General features: G+C 44.0%; 19 protein-coding genes. 9 read left to right on the forward strand and 10 right to left on the reverse strand.

Annotated features, from left to right (window positions below; genetic code table 11):
• Positions 1 to 32: 32 nt before the first annotated feature.
• Complete coding sequence (locus H5203_RS11725; protein ID WP_145238009.1) at positions 33 to 737, reverse strand: 2OG-Fe(II) oxygenase; 705 nt, start codon at positions 735 to 737, stop codon at positions 33 to 35.
• Positions 738 to 768: 31 nt separating this feature from the next.
• Here H5203_RS11725 and H5203_RS11730 point away from each other — a divergent pair, with 31 nt between their 5' ends.
• A complete protein-coding gene (locus H5203_RS11730; protein ID WP_145238012.1) occupies positions 769 to 1167 on the forward strand; it encodes a thioesterase family protein in 399 nt (132 codons plus the stop codon).
• A gap of 7 nt (positions 1168 to 1174) precedes the next feature.
• Here the strand turns inward: H5203_RS11730 and glpD are convergent, their stop codons facing one another.
• The 7 genes from glpD to H5203_RS11765 form a co-directional block, all read right to left on the reverse strand.
• Entirely contained in the window at positions 1175 to 2668 is a 1494-nt protein-coding gene (gene glpD / locus H5203_RS11735) for a glycerol-3-phosphate dehydrogenase (protein WP_145238015.1), read from the reverse strand.
• A gap of 47 nt (positions 2669 to 2715) precedes the next feature.
• Complete coding sequence (glpK, locus tag H5203_RS11740) at positions 2716 to 4218, reverse strand: glycerol kinase GlpK (protein ID WP_145238018.1); 1503 nt, start codon at positions 4216 to 4218, stop codon at positions 2716 to 2718.
• 175 nt (positions 4219 to 4393) lie between these two features.
• On the reverse strand, positions 4394 to 4639 hold the full coding sequence (locus H5203_RS11745) for a YdcH family protein (protein ID WP_145238021.1): 246 nt from the start codon (positions 4637 to 4639) through the stop codon (positions 4394 to 4396).
• Positions 4640 to 5089: 450 nt separating this feature from the next.
• Positions 5090 to 5293: an AlpA family transcriptional regulator gene (locus tag H5203_RS11750; protein WP_055647226.1), complete on the reverse strand. Its 204-nt coding sequence runs from the start codon at positions 5291 to 5293 to the stop codon at positions 5090 to 5092.
• 88 nt (positions 5294 to 5381) lie between these two features.
• Positions 5382 to 6608 carry a phage integrase central domain-containing protein gene (locus H5203_RS11755; RefSeq protein ID WP_182819754.1) on the reverse strand — a complete coding sequence of 409 codons (1227 nt, stop codon included), beginning with the start codon at positions 6606 to 6608 and terminating at the stop codon, positions 5382 to 5384.
• 14 nt (positions 6609 to 6622) lie between these two features.
• The gene (locus H5203_RS11760; RefSeq protein ID WP_182819790.1) at positions 6623 to 6766 is read right to left on the reverse strand and encodes a hypothetical protein; all 144 of its coding nucleotides are present in this window, start codon (positions 6764 to 6766) and stop codon (positions 6623 to 6625) included.
• 125 nt (positions 6767 to 6891) lie between these two features.
• Positions 6892 to 7866: a ParM/StbA family protein gene (locus H5203_RS11765; protein ID WP_182819755.1), complete on the reverse strand. Its 975-nt coding sequence runs from the start codon at positions 7864 to 7866 to the stop codon at positions 6892 to 6894.
• Positions 7867 to 8330: 464 nt separating this feature from the next.
• Here H5203_RS11765 and mobI point away from each other — a divergent pair, with 464 nt between their 5' ends.
• Both mobI and H5203_RS11775 read left to right on the forward strand, forming a co-directional pair.
• Entirely contained in the window at positions 8331 to 8774 is a 444-nt protein-coding gene (gene mobI / locus H5203_RS11770; protein WP_000348524.1) for a conjugative transfer protein MobI(A/C), read from the forward strand.
• Between the two features lie 123 nt (positions 8775 to 8897).
• A complete protein-coding gene (locus tag H5203_RS11775; protein WP_099821775.1) occupies positions 8898 to 9563 on the forward strand; it encodes a pentapeptide repeat-containing protein in 666 nt (221 codons plus the stop codon).
• Positions 9564 to 9763: 200 nt separating this feature from the next.
• Here H5203_RS11775 and umuC read toward each other — a convergent pair whose 3' ends face one another.
• Together umuC and umuD are read right to left on the reverse strand one after the other, a co-directional pair.
• Positions 9764 to 11032 (reverse strand): translesion error-prone DNA polymerase V subunit UmuC, encoded by a 1269-nt coding sequence (gene umuC, locus H5203_RS11780; RefSeq protein ID WP_182819756.1) that lies wholly within the window; start codon positions 11030 to 11032, stop codon positions 9764 to 9766.
• 7 nt (positions 11033 to 11039) lie between these two features.
• Positions 11040 to 11489, reverse strand: coding sequence for a translesion error-prone DNA polymerase V autoproteolytic subunit (gene umuD / locus H5203_RS11785; RefSeq protein ID WP_007105028.1), 450 nt, complete (start codon positions 11487 to 11489; stop codon positions 11040 to 11042).
• Between the two features lie 655 nt (positions 11490 to 12144).
• On the opposite strand from umuD, the gene H5203_RS11790 reads away from it, so the two are divergent.
• The 6 genes from H5203_RS11790 to H5203_RS11815 all read left to right on the forward strand — a co-directional run bounded on the left by H5203_RS11790 (position 12145) and on the right by H5203_RS11815 (position 19701).
• Positions 12145 to 13050 carry a 3'-5' exonuclease gene (locus H5203_RS11790; RefSeq protein ID WP_182819758.1) on the forward strand — a complete coding sequence of 302 codons (906 nt, stop codon included), beginning with the start codon at positions 12145 to 12147 and terminating at the stop codon, positions 13048 to 13050.
• Positions 13051 to 13137: 87 nt separating this feature from the next.
• Positions 13138 to 13437: a hypothetical protein gene (locus H5203_RS11795; RefSeq protein ID WP_182819760.1), complete on the forward strand. Its 300-nt coding sequence runs from the start codon at positions 13138 to 13140 to the stop codon at positions 13435 to 13437.
• A gap of 317 nt (positions 13438 to 13754) precedes the next feature.
• Positions 13755 to 14678 (forward strand): WYL domain-containing protein, encoded by a 924-nt coding sequence (locus H5203_RS11800; RefSeq protein WP_182819762.1) that lies wholly within the window; start codon positions 13755 to 13757, stop codon positions 14676 to 14678.
• A 113-nt stretch (positions 14679 to 14791) separates the two neighbouring features.
• A complete protein-coding gene (locus H5203_RS11805; protein WP_182819764.1) occupies positions 14792 to 17221 on the forward strand; it encodes a class I SAM-dependent DNA methyltransferase in 2430 nt (809 codons plus the stop codon).
• Positions 17221 to 18528, forward strand: coding sequence for a restriction endonuclease subunit S (locus H5203_RS11810; protein ID WP_182819765.1), 1308 nt, complete (start codon positions 17221 to 17223; stop codon positions 18526 to 18528). Before H5203_RS11805 ends, H5203_RS11810 begins: the two co-directional genes overlap by 1 nt.
• Before the next feature lie 9 nt (positions 18529 to 18537).
• A complete protein-coding gene (locus tag H5203_RS11815; protein WP_096991886.1) occupies positions 18538 to 19701 on the forward strand; it encodes a DUF4268 domain-containing protein in 1164 nt (387 codons plus the stop codon).
• Positions 19702 to 19707: the final 6 nt, after the last annotated feature.

Raw genomic sequence — 19707 nt, forward strand, 5'->3', positions numbered from 1 at the left:
CCGCTTACCGCTTACCGCTTACCGCTTACCGCTTAGGCCTGTGGCTGCCCGTATATTTGCTCTGCGCGGTTAAATAGCACCCACGATGTTAAAATATATTTATCATTCGATACTGGCTTATTACCGCGATGAGTATGAGTAAAGTAGCCTGGGGCAATCACCATAGTGCCTTTTTTCGGAGCTATCTTACGATTTTGATAATAAAACTCGGTTTCACCGCCTTCTTCAACATCGTTTAAATAAAACATAAATAACAATACTCGATGCAGTGCTTCGTTATGGTGTAACTGTGGGTACACTTCACTATGCCAATACGGGTAGCCGCCTTTGTTAACTTCGTATTTTTGCGCTTGGATATTACCGAGTCGAAAAATTTGCTGTACCAATAAAGGTAATTGCGGTTTACCTACCTCGTCAAAATTAGCTTGCGTTAAATCAACAGGTTGTCCTGTTTGGGGGTGGTACACTTTTAAACCAAACGCCCCAATCATTATAAAAATATGTTCTTCAATGTAGTTAAAAACATATTGTGCAGTAGTTTGTTGAATATGTTTTAATTGCTCAGCGTATTCAGGATGATTGTTTAAGTGTAAGTCGTGGCTATCTTTTTTATTAAGATCTATGCCGCCTGATGTCATCCCTTGTTTTATATGCGGGCTTTGCGAAAAGGTGGTGATAAAGTTATCGCAAAAGTCATTACTGAGCGCGTTGTCATACACGCGGATAAAGTCCGTCATGAGTTACCTGTTTAATTATTATTGGATTATTATGTTTACTGAAAAAGTGATGCCGCGCTTTAGCGAAACGGATGCACTCGGACACATCAACAATACCGTACTCCCTGTTTGGTTTGAAGCCGCACGTGCACCTATTTTTAAATTTTTTACCCCCGATTTAAATCCTCACGATTGGAAGCTTATTATTGCTAAAATTGAGGTGTCGTTTGTAGGTGAGTTGTTTTACTCGCATGAAGTAAGTATTAAAACATCGGTAGAGCATATTGGCAGCAGCTCATTTGTGCTTCGCCAAGAGGCATGGCAGCAAGATAAATGCTGCGCAATCGGTAAAACAGTGCTGGTACGTTACGATTTTGCCGCTAAAGCTAAGCAAGCTTTATCTCGTGTTGAAAAAGCAGCCTTAAATGAGCATTTTATTGCAGCTTCTTAATGTGTAGTTAGTAATTTAAGGTGCGCAAGTAGTTATCTAAAGCGGTGACTTGCGCTTTCCTAAAGCATAGCCCGAGCTTTGTTCTGCGCCACAATATGTCATCGCTGGTTTTTGCCCACTCTTTGTTAATTAGGTAATCGACTTCTTGAGCGTATAGACCATGGCCAAAATGACAACCTAAGTCAGCCAATGCACTGCAATTACCTAGCAGTGCATTAGTTAGCGTGCCATAGGAGCGTACCAGCCTATTTAATAATAACTCAGGCAACCAATTATATTTTACTTGTAGTTGCGTTATTAACGTCGCTTTTTCACTAAAATCTCCGCCTGGTAACGGCGCGCTTTTTGTCCACGCTTCAGTCATATGAGGATAAAATAGCGCGAGTTTGTCCACAGCATTTTCTGCCAGTTTTCGATAAGTAGTTATTTTTCCGCCAAACACACTTAACAAAGCAGCCTGATTATCATCATTATTTAATATCAGCTTATAATCGCGGGTTACAGCTTGAGCATCTGCTGAGTGGTCATCGAGTAATGGCCGTACGCCACTGAATGTATGTACTATATCAGTCGCTTCAATCGGAGTTTTAAAGTAATGATTAGTAATATTGATTAAGTAACTAATTTCTTGTTTGCTAATTTTTACATCTTTAATATTGCCGGTATATTCTTCATCAGTAGTGCCAATGAGAGAATAGTCATCTTCAAAGGGAATGACAAAAACAATACGTTGATCTTCATTTTGGAGAATATAGGCACATGGCTCGTCATGAATACGTGGCACCACGATATGGCTGCCTTTGACTAAGCGAATATGCTGTGGTGATGGCTGAATAAATACATTATCAAACAATGAAGCAACCCAAGGGCCTGCGGCATTAACAATGCATTTGGCTTTGATTTGTAGTTGCTGCTGGGTCGTTTGTTGCGCTAGAGTTACATCCCAATGTTCAATATTGCGCTGTGCCTTTATACAACGAGTACGTGTTGCTATGGTTGCTCCGTGTTGTTCGGCGGCAAGGGCGTTTAAGATCACTAAACGCGCGTCATTTACCCAGCCATCAGCATATTCAAACCCTTGTGTAATTGATGCATTTAGCACACTGTCTTTTGTGAAAATAATCGACTTGGAAGCGGGTAGCGTGTCTCGTTTTCCTAGATGGTCGTAAATAAATAATCCTAGGCGGATCATCCATGGCGGCCGCAAATGTGACTGATGAGGAAGCCTAAACGAGAGCGGCCAAATAATATGCGGTGCTTTTTTTAATAACACTTCACGCTCTAGCAATGCTTCTTTTACTAACCTAAATTGATAGTGCTCTAAATAGCGCAGCCCGCCATGAATAAGCTTACTGCTGTTTGATGAGGTGGCTGAGGCTAAATCGTCTTGCTCACACAATAATACTTTCAAGCCTCTACCACTTGCATCTGCTGCAATACCAGCACCATTAATGCCACCGCCAATGACAAGTAAATCATATTCGTTATCGAGTAACTGCACGGGTGAACCTTAAAGTTAGTTGTTAATGCCAGATTATATTAACGCGATTAGCCGTCATTCTGCGGATTATTAGCAAGCGTCACTTGCGCAATACAATGTAGCCATTTTGCATATAAATCGTTACGCTCAAAGCTACTCATAGTTGGCTCAAAGCGGCGGTCACATCGCCACATAGTTGCCAGTTGTGCTGTTGATTCATAAACACCACTTTGCAGGCCTGCTAAATAGGCGACGCCAAGCGAGGTGGTTTCGGTTAAGGTGGGGCGCTCAACACTCGCACCTAAAATATTAGCTAAAAACTCCATAGCCCAATTATTATTAGCCATACCGCCGTCAACGCGCAAGATGCTGGGGCGCAAGCCATCCCCTTCCATCGCTTTTTGTAAATCTTTAGTTTGATAACCAACTGATTGCAAAGCTGCAGCGACAATCGTACTAATACCTGAATCTCGAGTAAGCCCTAAAATAGCACCTCGGGCATTGGCATCCCAATAGGGAGCGCCTAAACCTGTAAAAGAGGGCACTAAAAATACCCCATGATCTAAGGGAACACCTTTGACGAGGGCTTCACTTTCTCCCGCGCTTTCTAATAATTTCAAGCCCTCTACAATCCACTGCATGGTGGCACCTGCCATAAAAATACTGCCTTCAATGGCATACGTAGGTTTGCCGTTAAGTCTATATGCGATGGTGGTTAATAAGCGATTGTTTGACTTTAGTGCTTTATCGCCGGTGTTAAGCATTAAAAAACAGCCTGTTCCGTAGGTGCTTTTTGCCATACCTTCTTCAAAACAAGCTTGGCCAATTAAAGCGGCTTGCTGATCACCCGCTATGCCGTTAATTGGAATTTCACCACCAAATAACTCGCTGCTAGTAACACCAAAGTCAGCCGCTGAGTCCATTACTTCAGGTAGCATCGAGGCTGGAATATCAAATAAGGCGAGTAAGTCTTCATCCCAGCATTGCTGGTGAATGTTAAACAGTAATGTGCGAGAGGCATTGGTTGCATCGGTTTTGTGTACTTTACCATCGGTTAATTGCCATAGTAAGTAGGTGTCTACCGTACCAAACGCCAGCTCACCTGCTTGTGCTTGCTCTTTAGCGCCAGTGACGTTATCTAAGATCCAACGAATTTTGGTGGCAGAAAAGTACGGATCGAGTAATAAGCCGGTTTTATCATTGACGATTTTACTGTGCCCAGCATCGCGCAAACTATCACAGTACTGGCTAGTGCGTCGGTCTTGCCACACAATCGCGTTGTAAATAGGTTGCCCGGTTTTTTTACTCCACACTAAGGTGGTTTCTCGTTGATTAGCAATGCCTATGGCAATAATGTCGGCAGCCGTTACCCGTTGCTGCGCCAATACGTTTTTAACGCTCGCGAATACGGTTTGCCAAATATCTACAGGATCGTGTTCAACCCAACCATTTTGCACAAAGTGCTGCGGGAAGGTTTGTTGGGCTGTGCCAAAAACCTCGGCATCTTTGGTGTATAAGATGGCGCGAGAGCTCGTCGTTCCTTGGTCAATCGAGAGTATGTATTTGCACATAAAATATAATGCTATTTAACTTAGATAAAGATAGCTTGTCTCTAAGCTAAACGAATAGCAATGCTTTTGCACCATAATGGATGTAATTTTAGGCAAATAGGATGAGTGAAAGGGAGTTAAGGCTCAGTGCTGGCGCTTAGTTTTAAATAAGCGCCAGATATATATAATATAATTATTAGTTGGCAGCATCAGCTAATTGCTGATGGAGCCAATCTTTTAATGCCATTCTATCGTGTTTTAATTGATGCATTGCTTCATCATCAATAGGGGCATCTTGTAACTCCAGGACACGGATTTCTTTATCAATTGCATTGTATTGCTTTGCCCTTGCCGCGAACTCTTCATTATCAGTGTTGAGCTTAGTGATAGTGCTTTGGTATTCAGGGAAATCTTTAGTTAATGAATGATCTTCGCCTAACATAGGTCGCTCCTTATTAAAGCGTGTTACATATTAATCTCGATAGATAAACACGCATGGGTTTTAGTCAAATTAAATGCTCTGAGGCGTTTTGCCAATACAATAGAGCTTGGGCTGATTTAAAATAAATCAACATCAAGCTCAGTATTATCGTTATTAAAGTAATTTCCCTTTGCCTGAATACAAAACACTGACACTCGTGCGGGCTTAAGTTAGAATATGAACGCAGGCAGTTGCCTGCAAACAATTTCTATTTTGAGTGCTTTATTACATGCTTTTAATGATCGATAATCTGCATGAGTATCTAGCGTTGTGTATAAACGTCCAGTAGTTACAAGTCATTTGGTTGATTACAAAACTTTTTTTTCCTGTAGCGTTTATTGCTATCTAGCACCATCTTGATAAATTGCGGGTATGAATGCGGGTATGATTCTGGCCATACCCGCACTATCTTTAGTTACTGGATGCATAGTGTTGAGTATATGATGCTCTGGTATTTATCCAGTTGGTGATATCCTGCTCCTTCCACCCCACAGCCCTTTGTCCAAGCTTGATGTTGAGCGGAAATTCTCCAGTCTTCATGAGTGCATAAATTGAGCTTCGACTGAAACCAGTTAACTCAATAACTTGGGGTAAACGTAAAATTCGATTATCCATGACTAACTCCTAATGTTTAATTCAGAAGTATTATGAAGTGTGAGGAGAGCCGGTGCTGGTCAGCAAGATGCAAAAATTTATCACTTAATCAATCAACCACCAGTGCCTTAGATTCGATTTCATCCAAATAATCCGCCCACCATTGCATCATCTCTCTGCGCTTAGATAGATGCTGAGCATGGTTATAAGCTTTTACTACAGAATTTCGTTCGGCATGCGCGAGTTGCCTCTCAATAATTTCGTGTGGCCATTCGTGCTCATGAAGCACTGTTGATGCCGTACCTCTGAATCCATGCGAAGTAATACGGGCTTTATAGCCCATGTACTCTATGGCTCTATTTATCGTGGTGTTGCTCATCGCCGTATTTGCAGTAGAGCGATTTGGAAAAATAAAACCAAATGGCCCTGTAAAAGTTTTAAGCTCTTGCAAAAGTTGCATGGCTTGTTTGGATAATGGTACAACATGGGGCTCCCGCATTTTCATACGTTCGCCAGGAATTCGCCATATCGCATTTTCTAGGTCAAATTCATCCCAAATTGCAAGACGTAGCTCGCCGTTTCGAACAAAGGTAAGCAGTAGTAACCTCAATGCAATTATGGTTTGTCGCATTCCTCGTTCTTCATAGGCGTTTAACGCTCTCATAAAACCGCTTAGTTCTGGGCCTTCTAAATGAGGGTGATGCCTGACTCTCGGTCTTGTAATAGCTCCTTGAATGGGGGCTGCTGGATCGTACTCAGCCCTTAATGTTACAACTGCATACCGGAAAATTGCTCCGCACCATTGCTTTACAAGCAATGCAATTGAAGGTGATCCTTTCTTACCTTTTCTTTTATCAACACCTTGTTTCTCTATTTTCTGGACAATTACCAAAATATGGGCAGATTCAACAGACTTGATTGGCAACTTGCCAATTGACGGAAACACATAACGCCGTAAATTGATTTCAATCTGGCGCTTGTAGTTTTCGGACCACTTGGACTTATTCTTTTCTATCCACTCATGCGCCAACGCTTGAAAGGTATTAACGCTTTCCCATTCGTTTTTAACCTTTCGAGACTGTCTGATTGTCGTTGGATGTTTACCTTCTTTTACTAGTTCAGTCGCCTCTTGGCGCTTAATTCTGGCTTCACTAAGGCTAATTGTAGGATAATCACCAATTGTAAAAATTGTTTCTTTTCCAGCAATGCGATACCGGTAACGCCATTTTTTTGCTCCTGATGGTTTAATTTCTAAATACAGACCTGCGCCATCGGTTAATTTTTGTATTTTTTCGGTAGGTTTGATATTTCTGCATTTTGCATCTGACAACTTCATAAATACCCGCCTATTTAGTCAAACCGAAGTTTTGATTTTAATGATTGTTTACGTGATTCTGCTTTGGGTTCTGGCGCTGTACTCATGGAAGTAACGTCACCATCTGGTGCATGGCCATCCACCGGTACAGATGTCATGGATAGATTGGGTTGGCTCATGTGAATTAACCCAAAGGTGGCCAGCATCCGCAGACGCTCAGCGCGTTCCCGTGGCGGAGTCTTTTCTAATTCTTTTAGCAGTTCAGGGTGGCTCCCTGGGGGAATGTTGACGACAACTCTCATGATCAGGACCCATAAAACCAGAAGCCTCGGACGTTCGCCAAAACAGACTGTTCCGGCACGATGATCTTGCTTCGTGAAAAAATCTCCTTGGCCGCTTCCTTATAAGCCATGGCTCCACCTCCGGCGATCAATACCAAGTCCGCATTAATGCTTTCGTCACGCATGGATTGGCGCATGGCTGTAAGAGCAACAGGCGCTACCTTTTTCATGGCAGCATTTAGATAAGGTGAAATATCGACCTTTTCTCCAAACAGCAGGACCTGCAAGTCGCCGGTTCTCATGGCTTTTTCAAGTCGATCCATACCTACTTTGGCACCGTGATCTTCCGAAATCAGCTTATCAATGGTTTCCAGTAGCACGGACATTGCCTGAAGACTGGTTCCTGATGAGCTGTAGCGAATTTCTCCGGCCTCAAGGGCAACCCAGTCAACAGAAAAAAAGCCGGGATCGATGACGACGACGCGACCTTCTTCAATCAAGCCCAAATCTCCACCTGTTTGAACCAGATCCATATAGGCACCGGCAGGCTGCGGCAGCACTTTGACGTCATGAACAGTGATGCTGCGCTTAGGCGTCACTTGATGGACACCTTTTAAACGCTGCACAAGGTCAGACTTACGTTGTGGTTCATGAAACTGGGAAACCGGTAATCCAGTGACAACCAAATCGATGGATTCTGTTTCAGCCATTAACAAGGCGGCATGAAAAAGTGCCTTATAGGTTTTTGTGGTGGGATATTCCGGGTGAAGCTCTCGTTCCCAGCCTTGAAGGCGTCCAGCTGGCACACCGGCGGCCCAACGCTCATTATCGACAGATACATACAAACAAGTTTCATCATCGCCTCCACCGATACGCTCCGGCATACGTTCCGCAGGACCGGCACCCGCAGGCAGAATAATGGTTTTCGGTTCACTGCCTGATTGGCCAATTGCCAGCTTCAGGTTTGAGTAACCGATATCTACGCCTAGTACAAACATACTTATCTCCTGTGCACTCAAAGTGCTCTAACGGTTTTCAATCAACCGCACTGGTCACGCTTGGGCATTTCCAAGTGCTCTGGCGGTTCACTCAAATGTCATTATCAGGATTTGGTGCACTGGCGGTGGGCAGAAAGGTGACAAATCCTTTCATCTATCTGCCTATTGCATTTTCGCAAAAGTATGAGAATAGGCTTTGTTTGGCGGCTGGTGATCTAGCCAAAAAAATCGAGACGCCAAACGTCGTTTGCATTCTGGCCTGAACTTGCCAAACGGTTTGTATCCTCATGGCGATACGTCTTTTTAGGTGTTTTTAAGTGAATTCAGCCTGTATCCCTTGTCAGGTATGGGATTGCGCGAGTTGATTTATATCGAGACGCCAAATAGTGATTGTTACGGCAGTTTTACGTTTGGCGTTTCGATCCAAAAGCCAAACGGATAGTGGTTTTGGCTTTTGGGGTTAATTGGATGGGGAAATTGGTTTGGTAGAAATCGTCAATGAACAATGGAAAGCAGATGTATCAGATTTACTTCAGCAAGAAACGGACAGGCTAAAAGCACTGGCACGAGCTGAAGTTGATGACTTTTGGGTTACCCATTACAAGGTTCGAGAGAATGAGCCCTTTAAAGACTGGGGTCTGCTTGGTGTCCGTATCAGAGACTTTAAGTATGGCTTTGGCATAGAGTGGTACATCAACAGTTTTCACGGTCAACGAGGCAAACGCGTGGTCTTTAGCAAGGGGCTGCGTATTTCAAAGACGAAGCTGAGATACGCATTTTTGGACTGCCAAGGTTTGGCCAAAGAATGGGAGTTAGCGCTGGCTATGGAGAAAGAAGAATTTTTCAGTGATATTCGACGCCAGGTTGATAAGCTCAACATGCTTCGTCGAAGAGTCAATGCATATTGACGTATTTGATTTTCTAAAGCAGCAAAAAAACAGAAATGGCGTATATGATCTCCTTAAAAATCAAGGAGACTAGTCTCTCCTGTTGTATAGTTGCTTGAAAATTTAGGCTTAACAGGAAGAGTTATGGCAAGGAACAAAAAAAATAATCGATATAGTTATGTGCAAAAGCAGGCAGAGCACACTAAATTTTACAACAAAAACTTCAATAAAACTTCGAGTTTTAGCTCCGTATTCAGCGAGTCACATTTCAAAAATACATCTCTGGTTGGTGCAAAGTTCAAATATTGCAACCTCAATAATGTGAGATTTGAAAACTGTTTTTTACAGGGAACTCATTTTAAAAAGTGTACACATGACGGCCTTAAGTTTGAAAGATGCATATTGATTTCAACTTCCTTTGAGCGTATGCAGTTACATGGTGTCGAATTTGTTGATTGTTATATTTTAAGTACTAACACTCATGCATGTAAGCAGTTTCAAAACAGCAAGGTATATAACAGTTTTCCTGATGGTGCCCAGTATCCTTCTGATTTAATGAGTATTGTTGATGTTTTGAGAGAGAATTCTTTTATAAGAAAATCCGGGGTGCTTCATAGGAAGGGCGGCAAAGTAAATACAATTGCACTGGATTTTTTGCTTGATGAATTCGGAGTTAACTACCTAATCAATAACTTGTCTAAGCTAAACACACTAGAGTCCGATTTCTATACATTGAGTTATATTTCGGCATTCTTGCGGAGGGTTGGAAATCCTGATAGCTTAGACATTACCCGGCCCACAGCAACATAGAAAATACCTACGATAACGGACGGATACCAGTCTACGGACCGATGCGGGTTGAAAGTTGAAGTCGTTAAAACGTTAGTGGAGGTGATGCCTATGGTGTTGGATTTTATGACAGTGACAGCATTTTTTGTTCTTTGTGCCTACAAACTTTTAGTAAAGCTCCTTTCTATGTCTAGCTGTGTGGTTAATTTACATTTATTTCATTACTTCACTCGCGGTAACTGGTCCCAGCGTGTTGTGTAGGCGGGAGACAAATGCTCTCGCTTCATTGACCAATCTTTCTTCGTACCTTGTCCAGCAAAGAAAACCTTTCCGGCACCGCTTTGATTAATAGTGTCCAATACAGACATCAGCTGCTGGCTATTAGAGCGGGTCGATACGTCATCGAATAGTCCTGGTTGAAACATGCCGGGATCGTAAAAGTCAGACAGCATGACGCCCGCTTTGGCATAACGAAAACCATCCTTCCAAATCCGCTTGAGTAAGTGATTGGCCAGCTCAATAAAATCCCGCGTATCACAACTGGGGATCAGCAACTCACCCGATGCGGAGTTGCTGTATTGCGGCTCGCTGTCCTTAAAGGGGCTGGTTCGTATGAACACGGTCATCACTTTGGCTTGCTGCTGTTCTTTGCGAAGCTTCTCAGTGGCGCGGGTTGCGTATTCGCAGACGGCTTCACGTAACAATTCAAATTGCGTTACTTTTACGCCAAATGAACGGCTACAGACGATTTGTTTCTTAGTTGGCGGGATCTCTTCAAGTTCAATGCACGACTCACCATTGAGTTCTCTGACGGTTCTTTCTAAAACCACCGAGAACTGGTCTCTGATGGCTCTAGGAGAGGCGTTGGCGAGGTCTAGGGCTGTGGTGATACCCAACGCATATAAACGCTTAGAAAGCCGTCTACCAACGCCCCAAACATCATCAACTGGGACTAATGCAAGCAATCGACGTTGCCGATCTAGATTGGTCAGGTCTACAACCCCCTGAGTGGCTGGGTACTTTTTGGCTGCATGGTTTGCCAGTTTGGCGAGTGTTTTAGTCGGTGCAATGCCTACACAGACGGTGATCCCGATCCAGTGACCTATCCGCTCTCGCACTTGTTGTCCGAACTCGACGAGGGATATGGCAGACTCAATACCGGTTAAGTCCAAAAACGCTTCGTCAATGGAGTAAACCTCTACTCGTGGTGCCATCTCCTCCAAAGTGCGCATCACTCGACTGCTCAAATCTGCGTACAGCGCGTAATTGGACGAGAATGCCAAAATACCATGACGCTGCATTTCAGCTTTGATTTGAAAGACGGGTACGCCCATTTTAATACCGAGTAACTTAGCTTCACGTGAGCGTGCAACCACGCAGCCGTCATTGTTAGACAGAACCACAACCGGCGTATCTTTTAAATCAGGACGAAACAGCTTCTCACAACTGGCGTAAAAGTTGTTGCAGTCCACCAAGGCAAATACTGGCATGGGATAGTCACGACTTACGGCGCATGTTTCGCACCACATTGGTGACCACACCAAATATCTCTAACTCTGTCCCTTCAGGAATATGAATGGGCTCATACACCTGGTTTCTTGGGATCAGCATGACGCACGGCCTTAGTTGAAGCTCCTTTACCGTGAGTTCACCATGGATACCAGCGATGACAATGTCACCGTGTTCTGCTTGGACAGAGCGATCAACCACCAAAATATCATCTGGGTGAATCCCGGCATCAATCATTGAATCACCTTCAACACGCACAAAGAACGTTGCAGCTGGTCGCTTGATGCACAGCTCGTTGAGGTCGAGCGTTTGCTCAACATAATCCTGCGCTGGGGAGGGAAAACCAGCAGAAACACGTTCCATGAACAATGGAATACGAAGGCGCTTGGCTTTGATGAAGGCAAGTGCGCCGCTACGGCCTATCAGCGAGACACTCATGACGAACCTCGAAAAATCATAATTAATACTGTTTGTTTATACAGTATCTAATGCTATGCTGATTTCTACAAGTAAAATTGTAGGTAAAACTGTAGTTGTTCGAGTAAGACGCTGTGTTGTGGGTGATTTATTTTTTGTGATGAAAAACTAGATGTGGGGGATCGCTCGCCCTCGTCAAAGCCTGCAAGGCTTGGACAATACTGCTTCTGCCTACTGCTCTTGTTTCTGTTACTGATCCTGTTACTGCTACTGGTTAACGCATGGGTCAAGTAACCGTCAGACAAGGCTTGTTGAACCCTTTGCAAAGGGTTTCAAAACAGTTAGTAAAATTCTGCTTCGTATTGAATTTACAGGCTTAAAGCGAAGTCAGGAGCATCATTAAAATGCTCAGTCGAACTCAGTTCAAGCCTTTTGCAACCGTTTGAAAAGGGGTTGGCTAAGCCATACGTAAAGGGTGTCGGTAAGGGTTACCTAAACGGTTTAGCTAAGGCTTTCTGAAAGGCTTAGCCAAAGCCTTCATACATGGGTTCACCCAGTAGAAAGATTAAAAAAACGCTGAGGTATCCAAGGTGCATTTTGTACAAAAGCGTTTATAAACGAACAGGGCACAGTGAAATAGCCCAAAGCGAACAATAGAATTGAAGAGGAACCATCAATGACAAGAGCCCCTGCGCCATTTCCGCTAGAGCGCCTGGCGGATATCCCAGAAAGACCAGAAGATTTTAGATTGCTGGAGCGTATTCCATTAACGCGTGAGCCGCAGTCCTGGCCACTTGAACTATCTCCTGTAGTAGGTGACGAACAGCCAATAGTGCTGCTCGATACAGAGACAACCGGACTGTCTGCCGAAGATGAGTCCATTATTGAGCTTGGTATGGTTAAGGTGCTTTACAGCCCCTCTGCTAAGCAGATTGTGTCGATTGTTGATGTGATCAGCATGTATGAAGATCCCGGCAAGCCAATCCCCGAGCTGATCACCGAGTTAACCGGTATCACCGATGATATGGTGCAAGGCCAGCACATTGATGATTCACTGGTAGCGAGTTGGTTATCCGATGATCCGCTGGTGGTTGCACACAATGCACAGTTTGATCGTCCTTTCTTTGAAAAGCGGTTTGCTGCATTAGGCCATCTATCTTGGGCCTGTTCAGCCAGTGGCATAGATTGGAAAGCACTGGGCTTTGAAAGTCGAAAACTTGAGTACCTGCTGCTTCGCTTAGGTTGGTTCTATGAAGGACACCGCGCTGCAACCGATTGTTTGGCGATGGCCTGGTTGTTTCATTTGTTGCCCGATTCCGTTGCAAACTTGTTGTCTGAAGCAGACAGGCGAACTGTGTTAGTTCGTGCGTTTGGTGCGCCGTTTGACGTAAAGGACTATTTAAAAGAGCGTGGTTACCGCTGGCATGACGGTGTTAAAGGTGCCAACAAACATTGGTGGCGCGAAATCAGCGAAGACGAGTTGCCGCAGGAACAAACTTACCTGGATGATTTGTATCATCGTGGCTCAGAACATGCCCACTATGACTACAAAGATGCCCGCAATAGATTTAAAGCTTTGTAGCTCTCTACAAGGTAAGCCTTGCATATTTGAAAACCTCTGGAAAATGGAAAGTGAACTCATGGTTTAACCAATAAGAGGAATCTTTCCATGTACCAAGACACCTACATTGAATACTGGGGCGAAATCTTCGTCTCTGCCCGCATCATTGAATTTGGCATCACGTTCGAGCGCTTTCTTAAAGATCCATGGAAGCATTTGATGTCCTGTGGCCAAGAGTCTGCCCCAGAGGCGATTGCTGAAGGGATGCTGCCATTGCTACCAGCCCAGGCAGAAGTTGCCAGGCGCATTCGGGAGAGTGAGCAACGGGCTCTGCTGTCTACAGAGTCGGACAAAGGGGTATCTCATCGCAGTAAAATCGTGGTGCCACTGGTTCGGGTAGCGCATTGATAGCGGCTATCATCAATGGTATGAAACAATGTCTTCACGCCCATACCTGAGCGGCAATTGCAATCCAGATCAAAAAGTTGCCGCTTAGTCTTCCCTACAAAATAATTTGTGATAGGATGATACCTAATAAAATTAATTAGGTTGAAGCCTATTCAGTGTTTTATGGCCATCTGTCCAGCTTCAACCGGTAGAGATTGCTAAGTCATTGCGAATGAAGAGCAGCATTGAGTGATGCTTTTCAATGTGATTACGCGATGTCGGTCCTTACTGTATAAACAGAGTTTTAAGAAACTGGTTGAATTGGATAAACAAGACGCATGACAAATGATGGTCTGAAACAAACAGTAGTGGCGAAGTCAGATAGGCTTTTGCAGATAGCGCAGTTGCCACAAGCAACCAGGGATCGCATTGCCCACATCGATTTCACCTTATTGTTTAAGGGAGAAGCGGTACGGGCGGACTTAGTCGATCGCTTCAGCATAGCCGCTGCACAGGCAACGAAAGACTTCACAATGTACAGAGAGCTCGCGCCAGGCAACATTGAGTATGACCAAAAGCTCAAGTTGCATAAGCGTGGTGAAGCTTTTGAACCCTTGTTCGACTACGACGTTGTGAGAACACTGGCAACCATTAGCCAAGGGTACGGTGATGGCTTCACTGGAAAGGTAAAACCACCACTGGCGTGTGAAGCGCCTTATCACTTAAACAAGCCAAGCCTATTTATAGTGGCGAAAGTCACCGAGGCCATACACAAAGGCGAAGCCTTGAGTATCACCTATGTGTCGTTATCGAGTGGTGAAACAACGCGTGAAATTGTTCCGCATACGCTGGTGGACAATGGCCTGCGTTGGCATGTTCGTGGTTTTGACCGCAAACATAATGAGTTCCGTGACTTTGTACTGACCCGCATTAAAGCAGCGGTTGTGCTTGAAGACTCTACGTTGTCTGAAACGGAGCTCGAAACCCAAGATCGGCAATGGAATCGCTTTGTAGAGCTGGAGTTGGTGCCGCACCCACGCATAGAGCATAGCGAAGCGATTGAGCTGGATTATGGTATGACGGGTGGCGTTCTAAAGGTTGAGATTAGAGCAGCAACCGCTGGGTATTTACTACGCCAATGGCATGTGGATTGTTCTACGGAACACTCATTAATGGGCTTTGAGTATCAGCTTTGGTTGCGTAACAGCCAGGCACTTTATGGTGTCACAAACTTAAGCATTGCGCCGGGTAGAACAAGTTAATCGAACGATGTAGCGACCATTGAGACGTTACATAAAGAACAGAATTTTAAATTTATAGTGAAGCCGTTGCAGCAACCAAGTGGGGTGCAACCAACACTGAACAGGAAAATAAAATGGATCATAGTGTACATAACAAGCTCATCTCATTTATTTGGAACATTGCCGACGACTGTTTACGTGATGTGTACGTTCGCGGTAAGTACCGCGATGTGATTTTACCTATGGTGGTATTACGACGTTTAGATACGTTACTAGAACCTACCAAAGAAGCCGTGCTTGATGAGGTAAAGTTCCAAAAAGAAGAGATGCAAGCCACGGAGCTTGATGATGAACCATTAAAGGCGGCCAGTGGCTATGTTTTTTACAATACATCTAAATGGACGCTGAAATCCCTGTTCAACACCGCGACTAATAACCAACAGATATTACTCGCCAACTTTGAAGAGTACCTGCTTGGCTTTAGCGATAACGTTAAAGAGATCATTGAATGCTTTAACCTCAAATCGCAAATTCGTCACATGGCCTCCAAGCAAGTCCTTCTTGATGTCGTCGAAAAGTTTGTTTCCCCTTACATCAACTTAACTCATGAAACGGTCGAAGACCCGGATGGCAACAAGATGCCAGCCCTTACTAACCTGGGTATGGGTTACGTGTTCGAAGAGTTGATCCGCAAGTTCAATGAAGAAAACAACGAAGAAGCAGGTGAACACTTTACGCCACGTGAAGTGATTGAATTGATGACGCACCTGGTGTTCGACCCAGTCAAAGACCAGTTACCGCTTACCATGACAGTGTATGACCCTGCGTGTGGTAGCGGTGGTATGTTGACTGAATCTCAAAACTTCATTGAAGAGAAATACCCGAACGACAGCCGTGATGTTTACCTTTACGGCAAAGAGATCAACGACGAGACCTACGCGATTTGTAAATCGGACATGATGATCAAAGGTAACAATCCTGAGAACATCAAAGTAGGCTCAACCTTGTCTACCGATGAGTTCGCGGCTTCACGCTTTGACTTTATGTTGTCTAATCCGCCATACGGTAAGAGTTGGGCGTCTGAACAGAAGCACATTAAAGACGGCAGTGATGTGATTGACCCACGTTTTAAGGTTAGCCTGAAAGACTATTGGGGAAATCTCGAAGTGGTGGATGCCACGCCACGTTCAAGTGATGGCCAGCTGCTCTTTTTAATGGAAATGGTCAACAAGATGAAAGATCCGAGCGTAAGCCCATTAGGCAGCCGGATTGCTTCTGTTCATAACGGCTCATCGCTCTTTACCGGTGATGCGGGCGGTGGCGAAAGTAACATTCGTCGCTTCATCATTGAAAACGACATGCTAGATGCCATCGTTCAGTTACCTAATAACCTGTTCTATAACACCGGCATTACCACTTACATTTGGGTGTTGAACAACCATAAACCTGAAGCACGCAAAGGCAAGGTGCAACTGATTGATGCCAGCTTGCTATACCGTAAGTTGCGTAAGAACTTAGGTAACAAAAACTGCGAATTTGCGCCTGAGCACATCACGGAAATCACCGATACTTACCTCGCGTGTATGGACGTTGAAAGAGCACTTGATGCAAACAATGATCCTGTTGGTATCGCCAGCAAGGTGTTTAGTAATGACGATTTTGGCTATTACAAAGTCACTATCGAGCGCCCAGATCGCCGCAAAGCCAAGTTCACTCAAGATGCAATAGCACCACTGCGTTTTGATAAGCAGCTCAGTGAAGTGATGGAGCACGTTTACGCAGAGCATGGCGAACGCGTTTACGAAAAAACTGGCTATGGTCCTGACAAGAAAAAGAGCTTCTTAAAATCCATTGAGAAGGACATTCTTTCTTGGTGTGAAGAAAACGACATCAGTCTCAATGCCAAGGCTAAGGCTAAACTGCTTGATGTGAAACACTGGCTGGCGCTAAAAGCATTGCTTGAAACTGCACAAACGCTGATGGCTGACATCGGTAGCATTGAATTTGATGACTTCAATAGCTTTAAAACCCAAGTTGATAAATCGCTAAAAGCCCACGCCATTAAGCTTTCAGCACCTGAGAAAAATGCCATCTTGAACGCAGTGAGCTGGTATGACGAAACCGCCAAGAAAGTGGTTAAAAAGATCGTTAAATTAACGGGTGATAAATTAAACGACCTGCTGGAGCGCTATGAATGTGAAGTCGCTGACCTGCCAGATTTTGGTTATTACCCCGTTCCTACAGCAGAAGGCGGTAAAAAAGGTGAGTTCATCACTTACGAGACCAACTCAGACCTGCGAGACACAGAATCTGTCCCGCTGAAGCAAAGCATTTATCAGTACTTCCTAGACGAAGTGAAGCCTCATGTTGATGAAGCATGGATAAACCTAGATACGGTGAAAATTGGCTATGAAATCAGTTTCAATAAGTATTTCTATCGTCACAAACCGCTGCGTAGTTTAGAAGAGGTCGCAACCGACATCATCAACTTAGAACAAAAAGCCGAAGGTCTTATTGCACAGATATTGGGTGTGAAAGTGGCGGAAGTTCAGGGAGAAGCGTAATGGAAAGTTTAGCGTTGATGCCGAAATATGAGTCTTATAAGGAGTCTGGGGCAGAATGGTTAGGAGATATACCGGACTCGTGGGAGCTGCTTTCGAATAAGCATATTTTTACACTTAAGAAGAAACTTGTCGGTAAAAGGTCAGCTGATTACGACCTTCTTTCTCTAACCCTTAGAGGCATAATTAAACGAGATATGGATAATCCTGAGGGGAAATTTCCTGCTGAGTTTAATACATATCAAGAAGTTAATTGTGGTGATTTTGTTTTTTGTCTCTTTGATGTGGAAGAGACACCTCGAACAGTTGGTTTGTCCTCTTATGACGGGATGATTACGGGTGCTTACACCGTTTTCCAGACAAATGCAGGGTTCGACAATAAGTTCCTGTATTATTTTTATCTGAATCTTGATTCAACAAAACGCCTAAAGCCTTTATATAGGGGGTTGAGAAATACAATTCCTAAAGATTCATTCATGAGTTTTAAGACGTTTGTTCCTCTCCTTGGGCAACAAACCCTAATAGCCAACTTTCTCGACAAGAAAACGACTCAAATTAACGACGCGATTGCGATCAAAGAGCAGCAAATTAACCTGCTCAAAGAGCGTAAGCAGATCATCATCCAACAGGCTGTGACCCAAGGGCTTGATCCTAATGTGCCAATGAAAGATTCCGGTGTGGATTGGATTGGAAAGATTCCAGAGCATTGGGAAGTTAAGCGACTGAAGTATGTTTTAGAAGAGAGAAACGAACGCTCTAAAACAGGGGAGGAACCTTTGTTTATGGTCAGTCAAGTTCATGGGCTTGTTGTGAGAGCTGATTATCACGACAAGGCAGAAGTGGCTGCCAGTAATATCGATAATAAAGTCGTTTATAAGAATGATTTGGTTTTTAATAAGCTTAAAGCACACCTCGGAGTCTTCTTTAAAAGCAACATTGAATTCAAAGGATTAGTTAGTCCTGATTATGCCGTCTATAAATGTAAGGAACATATTTATGACGCCAAATACTTAGAGATATTATTCCGTCACCCTTCATATATTCAGCAATTCATTATCAGGGCGACAGGAGTTGTTGAAGGATTGATTCGCCTTTATACAGGTGATCTTTTTGATATTCCCGTGCCAGTAGCACCATCAGGTGAACAAGCTGAAATTTTGGCATATACAAAAAGTCAGTCTAGTGCATATGAGAAAGCTATCGAGATACAACAGAATCAAATCGAAATGCTCAAAGAATACAAAACCTCCCTGATCAACAGCGCCGTGACAGGAAAAATCAAGATCACCCCAGAAATGGTTGAGCAATAGGATACGATTATGTTCACGGTAAATCATCAGACCAATAGGATTAGTCCGGTTAAGACGAAGAAGTTCAGTGAGTTGGGCTTTACTGAGCGCAAGCATCTTCAGGAATGGTTGGCACACGAACCTTCCGCACTGGGTGAAGAGCTACTGATTGTTCAAAAGGAGTTCGATGGCTTTGATGATACCCGTGAACGCTTAGATTTACTGGCACTGGATAAAGATGGCAACTTGGTCATTATTGAAAACAAGCTGGACGACAGTGGCCGAGATGTAGTTTGGCAGGCGCTTAAATATGCCTCTTACTGTGCCAGTTTAACCAAAGCGCAAATAGTTGAAATTTACCAGCAGTATTTAGACCGCTATGAGCCTGTAACAGGAGAGGTTGACCTGTTAAATGCCCCTGCAAGTGCTTCGGCGAGAATATGTGAGTTTTTGGATGCGCCCGATCTGGATGAGTTAAAGCTCAACCTGGGTAACAGCCAGCGCATTATGCTAGTTGCGGCAAACTTTCGCAAAGAAGTGACCAGCACAGCGCTGTGGTTATTGGGTCAAGGAATTAGCATTGCCTGCTTCAAAATTACGCCTTATTCACTGGGTGAACAGCTACTGATTAATATTGACCAGATCATTCCAACGCCAGAAGCGAAAGAGTTGATGATCGGCATTAATGCCAAGGAAGCGGAAGAAAAAACCACCGAAGTGGTACTAAAAAACCGCCATACCGTGCGTCGCGAGTACTGGGAGCGTGCCTTAGAGGCGTTTCAGAAAAGCTCTTGCCAACTCTATAACAACATTAGCCCAAGCAAAGATCATTGGTTATCAGCAGGCTCAGGGCTAAGTGGATGTCCGTATAACCTGATATTTCTGCAAAAAGAGCTTCGAGTAGAGCTTTGGATCAGCCGTGGGGTTACTGAAGAGAATAAATACCTTTTTGATTTGTTGAGTCAGTCCAAACAAGACATTGAGCATACTTTTGGTGCAGAACTTGAGTGGATGAGGCTGGATGAGAAGAAATCTTGCCGTATTCAGTTTTCGACCAAAGCTGATGGGTTTAACAAAGAGACTTGGCCCCAAGCGGTTGCGTGGCACTTAGAGCAGATGACAAAGTTAGAAAAAGCCTTAAAAGGACCGCTGCAAAAAGCGGCTGAGGCAATGAAACAGAAGAATTTTGATTAAGGGAAT

It is taken from the genome of Pseudoalteromonas sp. SG41-1, assembly GCF_014164575.1.
Classification (GTDB): domain Bacteria; phylum Pseudomonadota; class Gammaproteobacteria; order Enterobacterales; family Alteromonadaceae; genus Pseudoalteromonas; species Pseudoalteromonas rhizosphaerae.

Excerpts from the sequence above, each read along its gene's own strand:
- H5203_RS11725 (WP_145238009.1), bottom strand. The coding sequence starts at position 737 with ATGACGGACTTTATCCGCGTGTATGACAACGCGCTCAGTAATGACTTT.
- H5203_RS11730 (WP_145238012.1), top strand. The coding sequence starts at position 769 with ATGTTTACTGAAAAAGTGATGCCGCGCTTTAGCGAAACGGATGCACTC.
- glpK (WP_145238018.1), bottom strand. The coding sequence starts at position 4,218 with ATGTGCAAATACATACTCTCGATTGACCAAGGAACGACGAGCTCTCGC.
- H5203_RS11745 (WP_145238021.1), bottom strand. The coding sequence starts at position 4,639 with ATGTTAGGCGAAGATCATTCATTAACTAAAGATTTCCCTGAATACCAA.
- H5203_RS11750 (WP_055647226.1), bottom strand. The coding sequence starts at position 5,293 with ATGGATAATCGAATTTTACGTTTACCCCAAGTTATTGAGTTAACTGGT.
- H5203_RS11755 (WP_182819754.1), bottom strand. The coding sequence starts at position 6,608 with ATGAAGTTGTCAGATGCAAAATGCAGAAATATCAAACCTACCGAAAAA.
- H5203_RS11760 (WP_182819790.1), bottom strand. The coding sequence starts at position 6,766 with ATGAGCCAACCCAATCTATCCATGACATCTGTACCGGTGGATGGCCAT.
- H5203_RS11765 (WP_182819755.1), bottom strand. The coding sequence starts at position 7,866 with ATGTTTGTACTAGGCGTAGATATCGGTTACTCAAACCTGAAGCTGGCA.
- H5203_RS11775 (WP_099821775.1), top strand. The coding sequence starts at position 8,898 with ATGGCAAGGAACAAAAAAAATAATCGATATAGTTATGTGCAAAAGCAG.
- umuC (WP_182819756.1), bottom strand. The coding sequence starts at position 11,032 with ATGCCAGTATTTGCCTTGGTGGACTGCAACAACTTTTACGCCAGTTGT.
- umuD (WP_007105028.1), bottom strand. The coding sequence starts at position 11,489 with ATGAGTGTCTCGCTGATAGGCCGTAGCGGCGCACTTGCCTTCATCAAA.
- H5203_RS11790 (WP_182819758.1), top strand. The coding sequence starts at position 12,145 with ATGACAAGAGCCCCTGCGCCATTTCCGCTAGAGCGCCTGGCGGATATC.
- H5203_RS11795 (WP_182819760.1), top strand. The coding sequence starts at position 13,138 with ATGTACCAAGACACCTACATTGAATACTGGGGCGAAATCTTCGTCTCT.
- H5203_RS11800 (WP_182819762.1), top strand. The coding sequence starts at position 13,755 with ATGACAAATGATGGTCTGAAACAAACAGTAGTGGCGAAGTCAGATAGG.
- H5203_RS11805 (WP_182819764.1), top strand. The coding sequence starts at position 14,792 with ATGGATCATAGTGTACATAACAAGCTCATCTCATTTATTTGGAACATT.
- H5203_RS11810 (WP_182819765.1), top strand. The coding sequence starts at position 17,221 with ATGGAAAGTTTAGCGTTGATGCCGAAATATGAGTCTTATAAGGAGTCT.
- H5203_RS11815 (WP_096991886.1), top strand. The coding sequence starts at position 18,538 with ATGTTCACGGTAAATCATCAGACCAATAGGATTAGTCCGGTTAAGACG.